This window comes from Rhodanobacter sp. FW021-MT20 (assembly GCF_041107475.1).
GTDB classification, from domain to species: domain Bacteria; phylum Pseudomonadota; class Gammaproteobacteria; order Xanthomonadales; family Rhodanobacteraceae; genus Rhodanobacter_A; species Rhodanobacter_A glycinis.
In genome coordinates this window covers 41,276-55,439 of the sequence record NZ_JBGBPX010000001.1, presented here as the reverse complement: position 1 = coordinate 55,439, position 14,164 = coordinate 41,276, and the positions used below count along the sequence as shown (strand labels likewise).

Annotated in this window: 15 protein-coding genes; 5 read left to right on the top strand and 10 right to left on the bottom strand. The window is 65.3% G+C overall.

The features are described 5' to 3' along the window. Positions 1 to 92 precede the first annotated feature (92 nt). Both AB7849_RS00260 and AB7849_RS00255 read left to right on the top strand, forming a co-directional pair. The gene (locus AB7849_RS00260) at positions 93 to 491 is read left to right on the top strand and encodes an MmcQ/YjbR family DNA-binding protein (RefSeq protein ID WP_008214144.1); all 399 of its coding nucleotides are present in this window, start codon (positions 93 to 95) and stop codon (positions 489 to 491) included. Beyond that, positions 488 to 880, top strand: a complete 393-nt coding sequence (locus tag AB7849_RS00255) for a VOC family protein (protein WP_008214146.1) — start codon at positions 488 to 490, stop codon at positions 878 to 880. The genes AB7849_RS00260 and AB7849_RS00255 overlap by 4 nt, the downstream gene beginning before the upstream one ends. Positions 881 to 926: 46 nt before the next feature. Here AB7849_RS00255 and AB7849_RS00250 read toward each other — a convergent pair whose 3' ends face one another. The 3 genes from AB7849_RS00250 to AB7849_RS00240 all read right to left on the bottom strand — a co-directional run bounded on the left by AB7849_RS00250 (position 927) and on the right by AB7849_RS00240 (position 3,360). After that, on the bottom strand, positions 927 to 1,604 hold the full coding sequence (locus AB7849_RS00250) for a type 1 glutamine amidotransferase domain-containing protein (RefSeq protein ID WP_008214148.1): 678 nt from the start codon (positions 1,602 to 1,604) through the stop codon (positions 927 to 929). A gap of 159 nt (positions 1,605 to 1,763) precedes the next feature. Further along, entirely contained in the window at positions 1,764 to 2,309 is a 546-nt protein-coding gene (locus AB7849_RS00245; RefSeq protein WP_008214150.1) for a DUF2058 domain-containing protein, read from the bottom strand. Positions 2,310 to 2,451: 142 nt separating this feature from the next. Further along, complete coding sequence (locus AB7849_RS00240; protein WP_147627723.1) at positions 2,452 to 3,360, bottom strand: cation diffusion facilitator family transporter; 909 nt, start codon at positions 3,358 to 3,360, stop codon at positions 2,452 to 2,454. 83 nt (positions 3,361 to 3,443) lie between these two features. Between AB7849_RS00240 and AB7849_RS00235 the strand changes: the two genes are divergently transcribed. Both AB7849_RS00235 and AB7849_RS00230 read left to right on the top strand, forming a co-directional pair. Further along, positions 3,444 to 4,181: a helix-turn-helix domain-containing protein gene (locus AB7849_RS00235; protein ID WP_081491817.1), complete on the top strand. Its 738-nt coding sequence runs from the start codon at positions 3,444 to 3,446 to the stop codon at positions 4,179 to 4,181. Between the two features lie 77 nt (positions 4,182 to 4,258). Next, positions 4,259 to 4,654, top strand: a complete 396-nt coding sequence (locus tag AB7849_RS00230; RefSeq protein WP_008214154.1) for a VOC family protein — start codon at positions 4,259 to 4,261, stop codon at positions 4,652 to 4,654. Positions 4,655 to 4,666: 12 nt separating this feature from the next. Here AB7849_RS00230 and AB7849_RS00225 read toward each other — a convergent pair whose 3' ends face one another. The 7 genes from AB7849_RS00225 to AB7849_RS00195 all read right to left on the bottom strand — a co-directional run bounded on the left by AB7849_RS00225 (position 4,667) and on the right by AB7849_RS00195 (position 12,068). Next, positions 4,667 to 5,173 (bottom strand): Slp family lipoprotein, encoded by a 507-nt coding sequence (locus tag AB7849_RS00225; protein WP_008214156.1) that lies wholly within the window; start codon positions 5,171 to 5,173, stop codon positions 4,667 to 4,669. 575 nt (positions 5,174 to 5,748) lie between these two features. Beyond that, a complete protein-coding gene (locus tag AB7849_RS00220; RefSeq protein ID WP_439822694.1) occupies positions 5,749 to 6,711 on the bottom strand; it encodes a 23S rRNA (adenine(2030)-N(6))-methyltransferase RlmJ in 963 nt (320 codons plus the stop codon). Positions 6,712 to 6,828: 117 nt separating this feature from the next. Then, complete coding sequence (locus AB7849_RS00215) at positions 6,829 to 7,761, bottom strand: DMT family transporter (protein WP_008210386.1); 933 nt, start codon at positions 7,759 to 7,761, stop codon at positions 6,829 to 6,831. Between the two features lie 102 nt (positions 7,762 to 7,863). Beyond that, complete coding sequence (locus tag AB7849_RS00210) at positions 7,864 to 10,050, bottom strand: AsmA family protein (protein ID WP_369500469.1); 2,187 nt, start codon at positions 10,048 to 10,050, stop codon at positions 7,864 to 7,866. Between the two features lie 316 nt (positions 10,051 to 10,366). Next, positions 10,367 to 11,158, bottom strand: coding sequence for a siderophore-interacting protein (locus tag AB7849_RS00205; protein WP_008213035.1), 792 nt, complete (start codon positions 11,156 to 11,158; stop codon positions 10,367 to 10,369). Between the two features lie 63 nt (positions 11,159 to 11,221). Then, on the bottom strand, positions 11,222 to 11,431 hold the full coding sequence (locus AB7849_RS00200; RefSeq protein ID WP_008213033.1) for a hypothetical protein: 210 nt from the start codon (positions 11,429 to 11,431) through the stop codon (positions 11,222 to 11,224). After that, the gene (locus AB7849_RS00195) at positions 11,412 to 12,068 is read right to left on the bottom strand and encodes a PadR family transcriptional regulator (RefSeq protein ID WP_008213032.1); all 657 of its coding nucleotides are present in this window, start codon (positions 12,066 to 12,068) and stop codon (positions 11,412 to 11,414) included. The genes AB7849_RS00200 and AB7849_RS00195 overlap by 20 nt, the downstream gene beginning before the upstream one ends. 104 nt (positions 12,069 to 12,172) lie before the next feature. Here AB7849_RS00195 and AB7849_RS00190 point away from each other — a divergent pair, with 104 nt between their 5' ends. Further along, positions 12,173 to 14,059 (top strand): ABC transporter ATP-binding protein, encoded by a 1,887-nt coding sequence (locus AB7849_RS00190; RefSeq protein WP_008213031.1) that lies wholly within the window; start codon positions 12,173 to 12,175, stop codon positions 14,057 to 14,059. Positions 14,060 to 14,164: the final 105 nt, after the last annotated feature.

Genomic DNA, 14,164 nt, shown 5'->3' with positions numbered 1-14,164 from the left:
GTCCGTGGATGTTGCGGCACCGCAAATTCACGGTGTGGCTTGCAAGCCGGAGCGGGGCACAATCGCGCTTCCCCTTGATGCAGGAATCCCGCATGGCCGGCAAGCCCCGCCACGGTCTCGACCCGTCCCAACTGGAAGCGCTTTGCGGCCGCTGGCCGGGTGTCACCCGGGACATCAAGTGGGGCGACAACCTGGTCTTCAGCGTCGGCGGCAAGATGTTCGTGATGACCCACGAAGATGGTCGCGAAGGCGGCCGCCTGGCATTCAAGGTGGCGGACGAGCGCTTCCTCGAACTGACCGATCAGCCCGGTATCATCCCGGCGCCGTATCTGGCGCGGGCGCGCTGGGTTTCCGTCACCGAGCCATCGCGCTTCGCCACCACCGAGCTGCAGGCGCTGCTGCTGGATGCCTACGTCACGGTGCGCGCGAAGCTGACGAAGAAGCTGCAGGCCGAACTCGGCCCCTTACCCACACTGAAAGGCATCTCATGACGCAACACCTGAGCGCACTGGCATTGCTGGTGGCCGATTACGACGAGGCGATTGCCTGGTACACGAATACTCTCGGTTTCGAACTGATCGAAGACACCGACATGGGCGGCGACAAGCGCTGGGTGTTGCTGGCGCCGCCCGGTTCCCGCGAAACGCGTCTGCTGCTGGCCAAGGCCAAGGGTGACGAACAAGCGTCGCGCGTCGGCAACCAGACCGGTGGCCGGGTGTTTCTGCTGCTGCACACCGACGACTTCCAGCGCGACTGGCAGCGCATGCGCGACGCGGGTGTGCATTTCCGCGAGGAACCGCGCCACGAGGCCTACGGCACCGTGGCGGTATTCGAGGATCTGTACGGCAACGGCTGGGACTTGCTGCAGCCGGCCGGGTGATCGATGCGCCCGCGATGTCGCTCACGGCTTCGCGGGCGCTGTGTGCTCAGCCCAGCATTTTCAGCAATGCCTGCGCGACAGGTTCGGATGACGCCGGATTCTGTCCGGTGATCAGCAAGCCGTCGCTGACCACATGCGGTTGCCAGTCGCCGCTTTTGCTGTAATGGCCGCCATTGTTTTTCAGCATGTCTTCCACCAGGAACGGCACGATCCCGGTCAGGCCTACCGCTTCCTCTTCGGAGTTGGTGAAACCGGTGACCGACTTGCCCTGCACCAGCGGCTGGCCATCGGCTGATTTCACATGGCGCAATACACCCGGCGCGTGGCAGACCGCGGCCACTGGCTTGCCGGCGGCCAGCGTGGATTGAATCAAGGCGATCGAGTCGGCGTCTTCGGCCAGGTCCCACAGCGGACCGTGACCACCCGGGTAGAACACCGCGTCGAAATCGCCCGCTTTCATGTCCTGCAGTTTGTGCGTGTTGGCCAGCAGCGCTTGCGCTGCCTTGTCGGCCTTGAAGCGGCGGGTGGCGTCGGTTTGCGCGGAAGGGTCGTCGCTCTTGGGGTCCAGCGGTGGCTGCCCGCCGCGCGGCGAGGCCAGCGTGATGTCGGCGCCGGCATCCTTGAATGCGTAGTAGGGCGCGGCGAATTCTTCCAGCCAGAAACCGGTCTTCTTGCCGGTGTCGCCGAGTTGGTCGTGCGAGGTAAGCACCACGAGAATTTTCATGGGGATCTCCGATGGGGCAGGGGGAACCGAAGCCTATTCCCGTGCACGTGTTCAGCACGTGGGCAGGCCGGGATCGTCGATCAGTTGCAGTACAGCCGGATGCAATGCCGAGTGGGCCGCCGCCCATTCGGGATGTCGGCGCCGTGATGCTGCGCCGGTTTACCAGATCAGATCGTCGGGTACTTCGAATTGCTTGTAATACTCGTCGTCCGCGTCGTTGCCGCTGCCGGCGTCGCTGCGGCGATGGTCGAGCACGATCATGGATGCATCGCGTTCGGCCACCTTGTCGGCAGCCGGGCGCGGCAGCAATTCGTAGCCGTCGCCATGGCGCACGATCACCAGCGTGCCGGCGGCCAATTGCGCGCGCAGCGGTTCGTTCACCAGCACGTCCTTGATCTTGTCGCCGTCGGCAAAGCGGTAGGCGATCTCGCCCGCACGCTTCACCTTGTGCGCCTCGACGATCTGGTGGATCTGCGCACGCAGCTCGTTGGCACGCGCCTGCGCATTGCGTTCCGCGGCAATCGCGCGGTCGCGCTCGGCCTTTTCGGCCTGCAGGCGCTGCACGTCCAACTGCTCGGCGGTGGGCGCTGCCGGTCCCTTGCCCTGGTGTTTCTTCGCCTGCTCGCGCGCGACCTGGGCGACCTGGTTCTTCTTGACCAGGCCAGCCTTGAGAAGTTGTTCCTGCAGGGGATTGCGCGTAGGCATGACGTGTTGGTTGAGCGAGTTGGCTTGACGGCGATTGTAACGGGGCCGGACCCGGCTCAGTCGACAACGAACGATGGGGCTCCCGCATCGGTGAATGATCGATGCGGTTCGGTGTGGCCTGCGGCCGGGGAGGGCTGTCGCGTCAGTCCGCCACGTCAGGTTCGAAGAAACTCCAGCGCACATCGCCGAATTCGGCTTTCATCGCGCGCTCGACGGTATTGATCGCGTCGATCAGGGCGCGGTCGCTGGCGGCTGGCTGCATGCGTGCCTTGACGGCCACCATCACGTCCGGGCCCATTTGCACGGTGATCAGGTTCAGCACCTCGGCCACTTCAGGGCGACCTTCGAGGAAGGCGTGCAGTTCGGCACGGCGGGCGGGTTCCACGCCCTGGCCGATCAGCAAGGCCTTCACTTCGATGGCCACGGCAATCGCGATCACCACCAGCAACACGCCGATGGCGATGGTGCCCAGTGCGTCGAACAGCAAATTGCCGGTGAGCATGGTGGCGCCGACGGCCAGCGTGGCCAGGCACAGGCCGATCAGAGCGGCGAAATCCTCGCCGAAGATCACCAGCAATTCGCTCGAGCGCGTTTCCCGGAACCAGCGCCACAGGCTTCGTTCGCCGCGGGCCTTGTTCACTTCCTGCAGGCAGCCGTGCATGGAAAAACTTTCCGCGACGATGCCGAAGGCCAGCACGCCCAGCGCCAGCCATGGCCATTTCAGCGGCTCGGGGTGACTGAGCTTGTGTACCCCCTCGTAGATGGAAAACAGGCCGCCCACGCTGAACAGCAGCAACGCCACCAGGAATGACCAGAAGTACAGCGCACGGCCCCAACCCAGCGGGTAGTCGTCGGACGGCGGTCGCTTCGCCTGGCGCATGCCGAGCAGCAGCAGCCCCTGGTTGCCGCAATCGGCGAGCGAATGGATCGCCTCGGCCAGCATCGCACCGGAGCCGGTGATGAAGGCAGCGACCGCCTTGGAGACGAAGATGGCGAAGTTCGCGCCCAGGGCGAGGAAGATCGCCTTCAGCGAATTGGCGTGGCCGGACATGCAGGCTCTCGGATCGGGAGTGGCGACGTATTGTAGTCGGCGTGAATCTGCCTGCGTGGCGTCTCGCCCATGCATAGGGCACCATGCATGTCATGAGCTACTGCGAATCCCCGCCAGCCTTGCCTTTGCGCCACATGGTTGCGGCGTACTGGTGCATTGAGCAGAACGAGACGGACGCAGGTGGAATGCATCGAGTGTTGCCGGACGGTTGCGCCGACCTGATCTGCGATTTCACGGCTGGCACGGTGCAGGCGCGATGGGTGGGCACGATGACGCACGCGGTACTGGTGTCGACTGGCTCGACGCAGCGCCTGTTCGGCATCCGCTTTGCATCGGGTGGCCTGTTTCCGTTGCTGGGGGCGCCACTGAGCCTGCTGGTGGACCGGGTGGCGGAACTGGATGCGTTGCCGGCACGATACTGGCAGCCGCCGCTGGAGGCATGGCGTGATGCACCGGATTTTTCCACGCGCTGCGCGCTCGCTGATGCCAGCCTGATTGCGACATTGGATGGTCATGCCGGAGATGGGGCCACGGCCTTGCTGCACGCATTGCGACACGCGGAAGTGTTGCCCACGGTGGCCGAACTGTCGCGGCGAACTGGCCTTGGCGTGCGCAGCCTGCAGCGGCGCTTTATCGAAAGCCTGGGTGTGAGTCCGCGCCAGCACTTGTGCTATCTCCGCTTCGAACGGGCCAGGCACCTGTTGGAATTCCACCATGCAGGCGCCGCGGAGGTGGCGCTGGCAGCCGGCTATAGCGATCAGGCACATTTCGTGCGCGAGTTTCGTCGTTTCGCCGGGGTCACTCCAGGGCGCTGGTGCTGAGCGCCTGACGCATTCGTTCAATACGACCTGGGTGAAAGCAGGCATGCTTGGCGCTCCATGTTTCGAGGAAAATGCCCATGCCTGACCAATCCTGCCGCAAGGCTACCCCGGTGTTGTACGTGCCCGCCATCGCGCCCAGCCTGGCGTTCTGGCGCGACCGGCTTGGTTTCGAGGTGACCATGGAGGTGCCTGGCGAAGACGGTCCGGCCTTCGTGGCGCTGGCCAGCGGCGGCATCGAGCTGATGTACCAGACCACGGCTGCTCTGGCGGCTGATCCGCATGCGCACGGGATGGAGTGGAAGGGTGACCGCAGCTATCTGTTCGTGGAGGTGGCGGACATCGATGCGCTGGCCGCTGCGCTGGAAGGCTGCGAAGTGGTATCGCCGCGGCACGAGACGTTCTACGGTGCCACCGAGATCGTCTACCGCGAGCCTGGTGGGCACTTCGTCACCTTCGCACAGTTCAGCCACTGAGCCGCTAGGGCGTCAGCGAATGCCGACGCCCATGCCTACGCCGAAATGGATGTTCGGGTGGCCGCGCTGCATCTCGTCGGCGGTCCAGCGATGCGACTGCGTGACCTTCACCAACGGGAACACGTAGGGGGCCTGGCCGACGGTGCCGGCGCGGCTGCCGTTGAGCGTGCCACTGACGGTAATGGGCGAACCCTGCGGATAATTCAGTGACTCCACGTAACCGGGCAGCACGGCGATGAAGCGGCCGGCGGCGTTGCCCTTCAGGCGCGGGCGCTGCGAGGAGTCCAGCGGAAAGGCCAGTACCTCGATCTCGGTATCGTTGGTGAGATTTTTTACCGACACCACCGTGCCGCCCCAGATGACATTGGCGCGCGCGTAGCGTTCGGGTGTCTGCGCCACCTGCATGGGCGTGGTGGCCACGGTTCCGGGCGGTGTCTGGTAGATCGGGGCGGGTGCGCACGCGGCCAGCAACAGCGCAACCAGCGGGGCGAACACGGAGAGGCGGATGGCGATGCGCATGAGGATGCTCCAGGCGTGTGGGTCTCTGGTGTTGTTCCAGGGGCGGTGTTTGCCCCCGAAACCCCGTTCATACAGGGCGTGGCTTGCGACAGCAAGCGTACGCGGAAAATGGCCGTGGAGGGCCGGGGCCTTGGGGGCGGTGAAGTCAACGTGCTTGCTGGTCGGAGGTGAAGCACAGCCAAAAGAGTCCGTTCGTGCTGAGCGTGGCCAGCGTCAGGGAAGATCTGATGCTGCTCGTCATCCCGGCGAAAGCTCACTGCTGTCCGGAATAAATTTTGCGAAGGCATGACGGCGGCCGAATCCGTCATTCCAGCGAAAGCTGGAATCCAGTCGGATATGCGTGCGAAGCACACAAAAGCAAGAAGTTGAGTGTGCTTCGCACAGCATCTTAACTGGATCCCAGCTTTCGCTGGGATGACGAGACGGGGCGTTGAGTCTCATGCGAACTCAATGGTTGCAAAGTTGTACGGCTCGGGGCTTTCCACGCATCGCACATTTTTATTCCGGACAGCAGTGAGCGAAAGCTGGGATCCAGCGCCTTTCCAGCTATTGAGCATCAGGCAACAGTCTTGGGATCAGCGCGGATGGCGACGCGGGCCGGGCGGTCGTGCACCTGCCGGCGAGGCCGGAGCCACTGGCTGGCGCAAGGGCGTGGCGGCGGTTTCGCCTTCCTGCAGCAACCAGTCCAGCGTCCATTTGGCCGGCTGTTCCTGCGAAAGCAGGCGCGCCAGCGCGCGCAGCGGTTCGCGCAGCGCTTCGTCGAGTTTCCACGGCGGGTTGAGGATGACCATGCCCGAGCCGTTGAGGCGCAGCGGCGAGTCGTCCGGGTGCACCAGCAATTCCGCACGCAGCACACGTTTGGCGCCGCTCTGGCGCAGGTTGCGCAGGAACGGCTGCACCTGGCTGCGCTGCTTGATCGGATACCACACCGCGTAGATGCCGGTGGGCCAGCGCTGCAGAGCCTCCTTCAGCGCTTTCTCGATGGTGACGTATTCGGCTTCCTGCGCCTCGTAGGGCGGGTCGATCAGCACCAGACCACGTTTCTCCGGCGGCGGCAGCAAACCCTTCAGGGCTTCGTAACCGTTGCGCGCGTGCACATGCATGCGGACATCGCGACGCAGCAGTTCGCGCAGGTTGGCGGCTTCTTCCGGATGCAGTTCGCACAGTTGCGCGCTGTCGTTTTCGCGCATGGCGTGGGCGACCTGCAGCGGCGAGCCGGGATAGAGCTTCAAGCCGGACTCGTTGCCGGGCAGCGCCAGAATGCTGTCGAGCCAGCGGCGCAGCAGCGGTGGCAGGGCTTCCATGGAGGCCGCGCCCCGGGACATGTCAGGGAACATCAGGCGCTGGACGCCATCCTTGTATTCGCGGGTCTTGTTGGCCTCGACGCCATCCAGCGCATAGCTGCCGCTGCCGGCATGGGTGTCGATCAGCCCGAACGGCGTCGGCTTGCTCTTCAGCGATTCGAGCAGTGCCAGCAGCACGACGTGCTTGAGAACGTCGGCAAAGTTGCCGGCATGGTAGGCGTGGCGGTAATTCATGGGCATGGCGGCGTGCGAGGGGCTGCCAGTATAGGTGGCGCTGGACCATCGCAGTGGTTACCCGGCGAGGCAGCTCTTGGCGGTGCCTCGCCGGCGGGGTTTTGGCTGGGCAGGGCGCTATTCCACGATATTGTGGCTTTCGGTGGTGCCGAGCAGTTCGGTTTGTGCGGGACGCCGGCGACGGTTGCGGCCGAGCAGCGGATGCGTGAACACCGCCAGCAGGATCACCGTCACGCCGGCGTAGAACCAGTTGTCCAACTGGCGTTGCTCACCCAGCAGCACGATGGCCAGCACGATCGCATAGACCGGTTCCAGGTTGGTCACCATCTGCGTGCCGAACGCGGTCATGTGGCGCAAGGCCACCAGTGCCAGCGCGAACGGCAGCAGGGTGCAGCCGAAGGACAGCACCAACAGCAGCAGCGCATCGTGGACGCTGGGCAGCACGAAGGCCGCGCCGGTGTGCGGCAGCAGCGGCGCCAGCAGGGTGAGGAACAATGTACCGGTGCCCAGCTCGATGCAGGTGACGGTGAGCGGGTCGCCGTGTTCCACCATGCGCTTGTTGAGCGAGCCGAACAGCGCCACGAACAGGGCCGACAGCACGCCGACGGCAAGCCCGAGGCGCATGGCGTGCGGTACGCCGCCCACCACCATCACTACGCCCGGCACTACTGCCGCGCCGATGAACAGTTCACGCGGGTCGAAGCGGCGCTTCGCCAGCCAGGGTTCCATGAAGGCCAGGAAGACCGGGCCCAGCGCCAGACAGGTGGCACCCACCGAGGCGTTGGACAGCTTGATCGCGGCGTAGAAGGTGAGCCAGTGCAGCGACACCAGTACGCCGATGCCGGCATAGGCCCAACGCGTGCGCGCAGGCATGGCGCGCAGGCCGCGCCACACTTTCGGCATCAGCAGCAGCGTCAATGCGACCAACAGCATGCGCCACCACACCAGCGGCAGGGCCTGCAAGGTGATCAACTTGCCGATGATGGCGGTGAAGCCCCACAGCAAAACGCAGAAGTGGATCTGCAGGCGGGCGCGGTGGATCGGTTGCATGGGGCGAGGCCGGGAAGGGACGCGCCATTTTATGCGATCCGCAGCCGCCCGGATGCGGCCTGGGAGGCCGCCGGGCCCCGTAGTGGCGGCCCGACATGCCCGTCAGTGTGCCGTTGCCGGGGCCGGATGCTTCGGTGATGCGACTTTCGTCGGGGCGGCCCCGGACGGGCCGCGCATCTTCTGCAGTACCGCGCGGCAGGTATTGGCATTACCGGTGTCGTGGCTGGGCGCGATCAACGCGATCAGTGCCGCCGCCGGTGCCGCCACCACGCCGAGGGCGATGGCCCCGCCGCCACGCAGCAGCAGCGGGCCGGGGTGGATGCCTACGTCCGGATTCTTCAGCGTGCCTTTCACGTATAGCGGCGAGCGCAGCGACAGGATGCGCAGTCCCTTGGTATGCGGAATCACGTCGAGGTCGAGCTTCTCGTTGGCGAAGTTCACCGTGCCGGTGACATCGATCAGCGCGTCCGGCGTGTCCAGCACGAACAGCTTGGTGTCGAACAGGCCATCCTTGGCGATGAAATCGCTGGCGGCGCAGTTGATCTTCACCGTCTTGTCGCCGAACAGTTTGCCGAGAATGATGTTGCCCACGTTGAGGCCGGCGGTTTCCAGCAGGTTGCGGCTGATCGCGCCATCGTTCATCAGCAGCTTCAATTCGCCATTGGCACTGCCGAGCAGGGCGGCCACGGAGTTGCCGCGCGCATCCAGCGCCGCGTTGCCATTGATCTCGCCCAGGCTGGTTTGCATCGGCTGGAAGGTGGGGAACAACTGCTTGAGCTTGAGGTGGCGGGCGTGCAGGGCCAGCGTGCCATGCATCGGCGTGGTGCTGCCGTCGAGACGCAGGGCGCTGTCGACCTTGCCGCCGGCCACGCCGAACTGCAGCGGGTCCAGATGCAGCACGCCAGCGTCCATGATCACGTGGGTATCGAGCGATTCGATCGGCAGCGCCTTGCCGTGCACGATGCGGTCAGCGCTGAAGGTCACGTCGGCATCCATCGCCTTCCAGCGATCGGTACGGAACGGTGCCGTGGGCAGCACGCGATCGCTGGGCGTGGATTTGGGCTTGGCGTCGGCGGGGGCGGGGGTTGTGGCCGTGTCATTCGCACCAATCAGCGGTGCCAGGTCGGCGAAGCGCAACAGTTTCGAATGCACGTCGCCGCTCAGCTTCGGGCGGGCGCCGCCGGTGACGAAATCGAGGTCGCCGGCCAGGTCGCTGCCGCCGACGCGACCATGGAAATGGTGATAGCCGAAGCGGCTGCCGTTGCGATGCAGTTCGGCGGTGAGTCGGCCGCGGGTGGCGTAGGGCGGCGTGTCGGGCAAGGTGACGCCGATAATCGGATAAAGCCTGGCCATGCTGGAGCCGGCGAACCACAGGCGCAGGTCGAGCGCGCCCAGGTGCAGCGGGTCGGTCAACGTGCCCACCAGCGCGATATGGGTGTCGCCGATGCGCAAGTGCGCCTGCACCGGGAAGGGTTGTTCGGCCTGTTGCAGCGCCAGCACGGCACCGGTCTTGCCGCTGCCGTCCAGGCTCGCGCCTTGGTAGCTGCCTTTGGCTGTCCACGCGAATTGGTAGCTGGTGGCGCTGGCCTTGCTGTCGCCGGGCTGGCCATTGCCATGCGTGCCGCTGCTCGTGGCCACCGATTTCCCGGCGGCGCTGCCGGCACTGTGGCTGGCCTGGGTGCGTGCATCGGCGACGGTCTGCGCCACGATCTGGTCGTAGGGAATGGCCTGCTTCAGCGGGGTGATGTCCACTTTCAGCTTCGCTTTGGTCGCCGCGTCATCCAGCGCAATGTGCCCGCGGTCGAACCCGATCGCGCCGAGATCCAGCGTCCATCGGGACGGCGTCTTGTCTTGCGGCAGGGTGAAGTCCCAGGTGGCGCGACCCTTTGCGTCGCGTTCGAGGTCGACGTCGGGTTGCACCAGTTGCAGCTGCGGAATCTTCACGCGGAACACCAGCAGATCCAGCGGCGACAGGCTGAAACGCAAGGCATCGAGATGCGCGAACCGCGGCTGCGAGGCCCACGCCGGGTTGGCGATGCTGACATCATGGGCGGTGATCTGCGGCCACGGCACCCACGCGCGCAGGCCGTGCGCATCGTGCTCACGCCGCCAGGCCACGTCGAGGTCGCCGTTGATTGCGAAGGGGCGTCCGATGGCCTGGCTGACCTTGGCATCGATCGTGGGCCGCAGCCGGTTCCAGTCGAACAGCGCGATGATCACGATCAGGATCACCGCCAGCGCCAGCCACACGCCGATGATCCATGCCAATACCTTGCGACTGCGCGTCATGGACAGCTTCTCCCGGAAGGCGGCCACCGAACGGCCGACAATAGCCAAGACATAACCGATGCCGCGACAAGGTTTTGTGGTGATGGCTCGGTTCCGCTCACCAAGCATTCACTTGCGGGAGTCGTGCAACGCCTATTGTTTGTCCATCATTTCAGCGAAAGCCGCTGCCATTCAGAAAGGTGCTGCCCAGTGAATCCCTCTCCCTTTGGGAGAGGGTGGCGGCAGCCGGGTGAGGGTTCGATCGGAGCGAAAGGTAGCAATGTGGCCGAGCCCTCACCCCAACCCCTCTCCCGAGGGGAGAGGGGCATTGGCCGGCTCAATCCTCGTCGTCGTCCAGGCCGGCCTTCCAGTAGCCGCTGGCCTTGATCCAGTCTTTCGGCACGCCGCGCTGGTCCAGCCATTGGCGCATGGCGCGGGCGCGGCGCGATTCGGTGGCGATCCAGTAGAAGGTGTCGCCGGGAGGTGTTGGCAGCGCGTGCAGGGCGTGTTCCAGCAAGCCTTCCTGCTCGGCGGGGCGACCATCGCGTTCCAGCCAGGTGATGTCGAGGCCGGTACGGGCCGGCAACGATTGGCGATCCTGCACTTCGGGGATTTCGATCAGTGCGCTGATCCGGGTGCTGGCCGGCATTTCCTCCAGCCAGCGACCGATGGCCGGCAGGGCGGTTTCGTCGCCGATCAGCACGTAATGGTCGAAGTCGTCGGCGACCACGAAGGAACCTCGCGGACCGCCGGTGCCGAGCTGTTGTCCCGGGCCTGCCTGCCAGGCCCAGATGGAGGCCGGGCCATCGCCATGCAGCACGAAGTCGATGACCAGCTCGCCGCGTTCGGCATCGTGGTAACGCGGGGTGTAGTCGCGCATTGGCGAGGGTTCCAGGCCGGCCGGGAATTCGACGCCGTTCGGCCCCAGCGTCGGTGGTACGAGCTGGCCGGCACGGTTGGGGAAGAACAGCTTTACGTGGTCGTCCGGCGAGGGGCTGCGGAAGCCGCGCAATGCGGCGCCGCCCAGCGTCACGCGCTGCATGTGTGGGGTGAGGCGCTCGACGCGCAACACGTCAAGCGTACGAAACACGACGTCGTGGCGCAGTCGCTGGTTGAGGTGTGGGGCCATCGGGGGATTTCCGTGTGGGGTGAACGAAAGCGCGTGGCGATGGCTGGCGCGGGAGGAAGGGCGTTACGTGATCAGGTGCGTGGTTCTGGCCGCGTGTGGCTGATCAGATTCGGGCTGGAAAGGCAGTACGGCAACGGCATCGAGTGGGCCGTCGGCTTCCAGCAAGGTGCGAACGATGGCCTGTCGTGGCGCGGTGAACGTCAGCCCGTGTTCCTTGCAGCGTGCCGCCCAGCCGGCCAGGGCCGGCGTGGGATCAGTCTTGCGCTCGACCACTGGCGATCTCGCTGGCAGCGCGTTCGAGGATGGCGGCGATGCGTTGCGCTTCGGCCTTGTCCCATTCCATGCCGTGCATCAGCACCGCATGCTTCAACGCGTGCATGGCCTTGCGCACGATCATCGGGGCGGCCATTTTCGCTGCCATGCGCGCGCTGTGCCGGGTGCGCGCCGTGACGGCTTCCACCGCCTCGCGGTTTTCGTCGAGGAAGGCGCGGCCTTCGGCGGTGATGCCGTACAGCTTGCGGTTGCCCTCCTGGCTCTGGATCTCGGCATGGCCGAGTTCTTCCAGCATGGTCAGGGTGGGATAGATCGCGCCGGGACTGGGCGAATACTGGCCGTGGAACATTTCCTCGATGATGCGGATCAGCTCGTAGCCGTGCCGCGGCTGCTGTTCGATCAGCGCCAGCAGCAACAGCTTGAGGTCGCCATGGCCGAACATGCGACCGCCACCGTGGCGACCGCCGCCGCGCAATCCGTTCCAGTCGCCGAAGCTGTCTTCGCCGTGGCGTCCGCCGAACGCGCCACCGAACGGGCCCCGCCCGGCATGGCGCTCGTGATGCTCGCCTTCGTAGCTGCCGTGGCAGCCGTGATGGCCATGCTGCATGGCCTTGAAAAAGTGATGATGCAGTCTCATGACATGATTCCGATATATCGCAAGTATGAATTAAGATATATCGTAGTAATGTCGTTTACAAGTGTTGGCGTCCCGTGCGGACGCCACGCCACCAGGAACCGAGCATGCCTCATCAAACTGCGGGCCCGCGCGCCGGCGGCCATCACGAACCGTCGCCGCCGAAGAGCCTGCGCGAGCGCTTCGTCGCGTTGCGCAACCTGCCGCCGTTCCTCGCCAGCATCTGGCGCACCAGCCCGTGGCTGTGCGTGTGTACCGTCGTGCTGCGGTTGCTGCGCGCGTTGCTGCCGGTGTCGACGTTGTATGTCGGCAAGCTGATCATCGATGCAGTGGTGCACCTGCTCGCTGGTGGCAGCGTGAAGGTGGACCCGACGGCGTGGCTGGGCAGTCCGGCCTTGCAACATCTGTGGCTGCTGCTGGCGGCGGAGTTTGCGCTGGCGGTGGCGGCGGACCTGCTTGGCCGCATCGTCTCGATGATCGATTCGCTGCTGTCCGAGCTGTACGCCAACAGCACCAGCGTGCGCCTGATGGAGCATGCCGCCTCGCTGGATCTGGAGGATTTCGAGGACGCCGACCTGCAGGACCGGCTCGACCGCGCGCGCCGCCAGGTGGCCGGGCGCAGCTCGCTGCTGACGCAGTTGCTGGGGCAGGCGCAGGACATGGTCACCATCATCAGCTTCGCGGTGGGCCTGCTGGTGTATGCGCCGTGGCTGATCGTGCTGTTGCTGGTGGCGCTGGTGCCGGCGTTCCTCGGCGAGTTTCATTTCAACGCGCAGAGTTACGCGGTAAATCATCAATGGACGCCGGAGCGACGCGAGCTGGACTACCTGCGCATCCTCGGCGCCAGTGCGCAGACCGCGAAGGAAGTGAAAAGCTTCGGCCTGAACCGCTTCCTGGTCGATCGCTACCGCGAACTGTCATGGTCGATCTACTACGCCAACCGACGCATCGCCTTGCGCCGTGCGGGCTGGGGCGGGCTGTTCACCACCATCGGCACGATCGGTTACTACGCCGCCTACGTGGTTATTGCCTGGCGCACCGTGCACGGCCAGTTCAGCGTGGGCGACCTGACCTTCCTGTCGGCCTCGTTCCGGCGCCTGCGCACCTTGCTGGAAAGCCTGCTCACCGGTTTCTCGCAGGTGGCCGGGCAGGCCTTGTACCTGGATGACCTGTTCTCGTTCTTCCAGATTCGCCCCGAGATCCTGTCGCCGGCGCAGCCGCGACCGTTCCCGCAGCCGATCCGCGACGGCTTCGTGTTCGAGGATGTCGGCTTTCGCTACCCCGGCTCCGAACGCTGGGCGGTGCGCCATCTCGACTTCACCCTGCACGCGGGCGAAGTGCTGGCGCTGGTGGGCGAGAACGGCGCGGGCAAGACCACCCTGGTGAAACTGTTGTCGCGGCTGTACGACCCGGACGAGGGCCGCATCCTGCTCGACGGTCATCCGCTGGCCGAGTACGACCTGGAGGCCCTGCGCGCGAACGTCGGGGTGATTTTCCAGGATTACGTGCGCTACCACTTCGACGCGGCGGACAACATCGCCGTGGGCCGGATCGAGGCGCGCGCCGATCGTGCACGCATCGAGGATGCGGCCCATCGCAGCGTGGCCGACGAAGTGATCGGACGCTTGCCGGGTGGATACGACCAGCGCCTGGGCAAACTGTTCAAGGATGGCGTGGACCTGTCCGGCGGCGAGTGGCAGAAGATCGCCATCGCCCGCGCCTACATGCGCGACGCGCAGTTGCTGATTCTCGACGAACCCACCGCCGCACTGGACGCGCGCGCCGAGTTCGAGGTGTTCCAGCGCTTCAAGGAGCTGTCGCACGAACGCAGCGCGGTGGTGATCTCGCACCGCTTCTCCACTGTGCGCATGGCCGATCGCATCATCGTGATGGAAGGCGGCCGGATCGAGGCGATCGGCAGCCACGATGAGTTGGTGAGTGCCGGCGGCCGTTACGCAGAATTGTTCGAATTGCAGGCGGCGGGGTATCGGTGAGGCATGGGCGGCACGAGCCATTGCCTCCTCTGCCAATGTTCTTCCTCACCGTCATTCCGGCGCAGGCTGACTGCTGTCCGGAATAAATCGGACATGGTTCTGGAA

What these genes read in the sequence shown, in the direction of transcription:
- AB7849_RS00260 (WP_008214144.1), top strand. Translation starts at nt 93, where the DNA reads ATGGCCGGCAAGCCCCGCCACGGTCTCGACCCGTCCCAACTGGAAGCG.
- AB7849_RS00255 (WP_008214146.1), top strand. Translation starts at nt 488, where the DNA reads ATGACGCAACACCTGAGCGCACTGGCATTGCTGGTGGCCGATTACGAC.
- AB7849_RS00250 (WP_008214148.1), bottom strand. Translation starts at nt 1,604, where the DNA reads ATGAAAATTCTCGTGGTGCTTACCTCGCACGACCAACTCGGCGACACC.
- AB7849_RS00245 (WP_008214150.1), bottom strand. Translation starts at nt 2,309, where the DNA reads ATGCCTACGCGCAATCCCCTGCAGGAACAACTTCTCAAGGCTGGCCTG.
- AB7849_RS00240 (WP_147627723.1), bottom strand. Translation starts at nt 3,360, where the DNA reads ATGTCCGGCCACGCCAATTCGCTGAAGGCGATCTTCCTCGCCCTGGGC.
- AB7849_RS00235 (WP_081491817.1), top strand. Translation starts at nt 3,444, where the DNA reads ATGCATGTCATGAGCTACTGCGAATCCCCGCCAGCCTTGCCTTTGCGC.
- AB7849_RS00230 (WP_008214154.1), top strand. Translation starts at nt 4,259, where the DNA reads ATGCCTGACCAATCCTGCCGCAAGGCTACCCCGGTGTTGTACGTGCCC.
- AB7849_RS00225 (WP_008214156.1), bottom strand. Translation starts at nt 5,173, where the DNA reads ATGCGCATCGCCATCCGCCTCTCCGTGTTCGCCCCGCTGGTTGCGCTG.
- AB7849_RS00220 (WP_439822694.1), bottom strand. Translation starts at nt 6,711, where the DNA reads ATGAATTACCGCCACGCCTACCATGCCGGCAACTTTGCCGACGTTCTC.
- AB7849_RS00215 (WP_008210386.1), bottom strand. Translation starts at nt 7,761, where the DNA reads ATGCAACCGATCCACCGCGCCCGCCTGCAGATCCACTTCTGCGTTTTG.
- AB7849_RS00210 (WP_369500469.1), bottom strand. Translation starts at nt 10,050, where the DNA reads ATGACGCGCAGTCGCAAGGTATTGGCATGGATCATCGGCGTGTGGCTG.
- AB7849_RS00205 (WP_008213035.1), bottom strand. Translation starts at nt 11,158, where the DNA reads ATGGCCCCACACCTCAACCAGCGACTGCGCCACGACGTCGTGTTTCGT.
- AB7849_RS00195 (WP_008213032.1), bottom strand. Translation starts at nt 12,068, where the DNA reads ATGAGACTGCATCATCACTTTTTCAAGGCCATGCAGCATGGCCATCAC.
- AB7849_RS00190 (WP_008213031.1), top strand. Translation starts at nt 12,173, where the DNA reads ATGCCTCATCAAACTGCGGGCCCGCGCGCCGGCGGCCATCACGAACCG.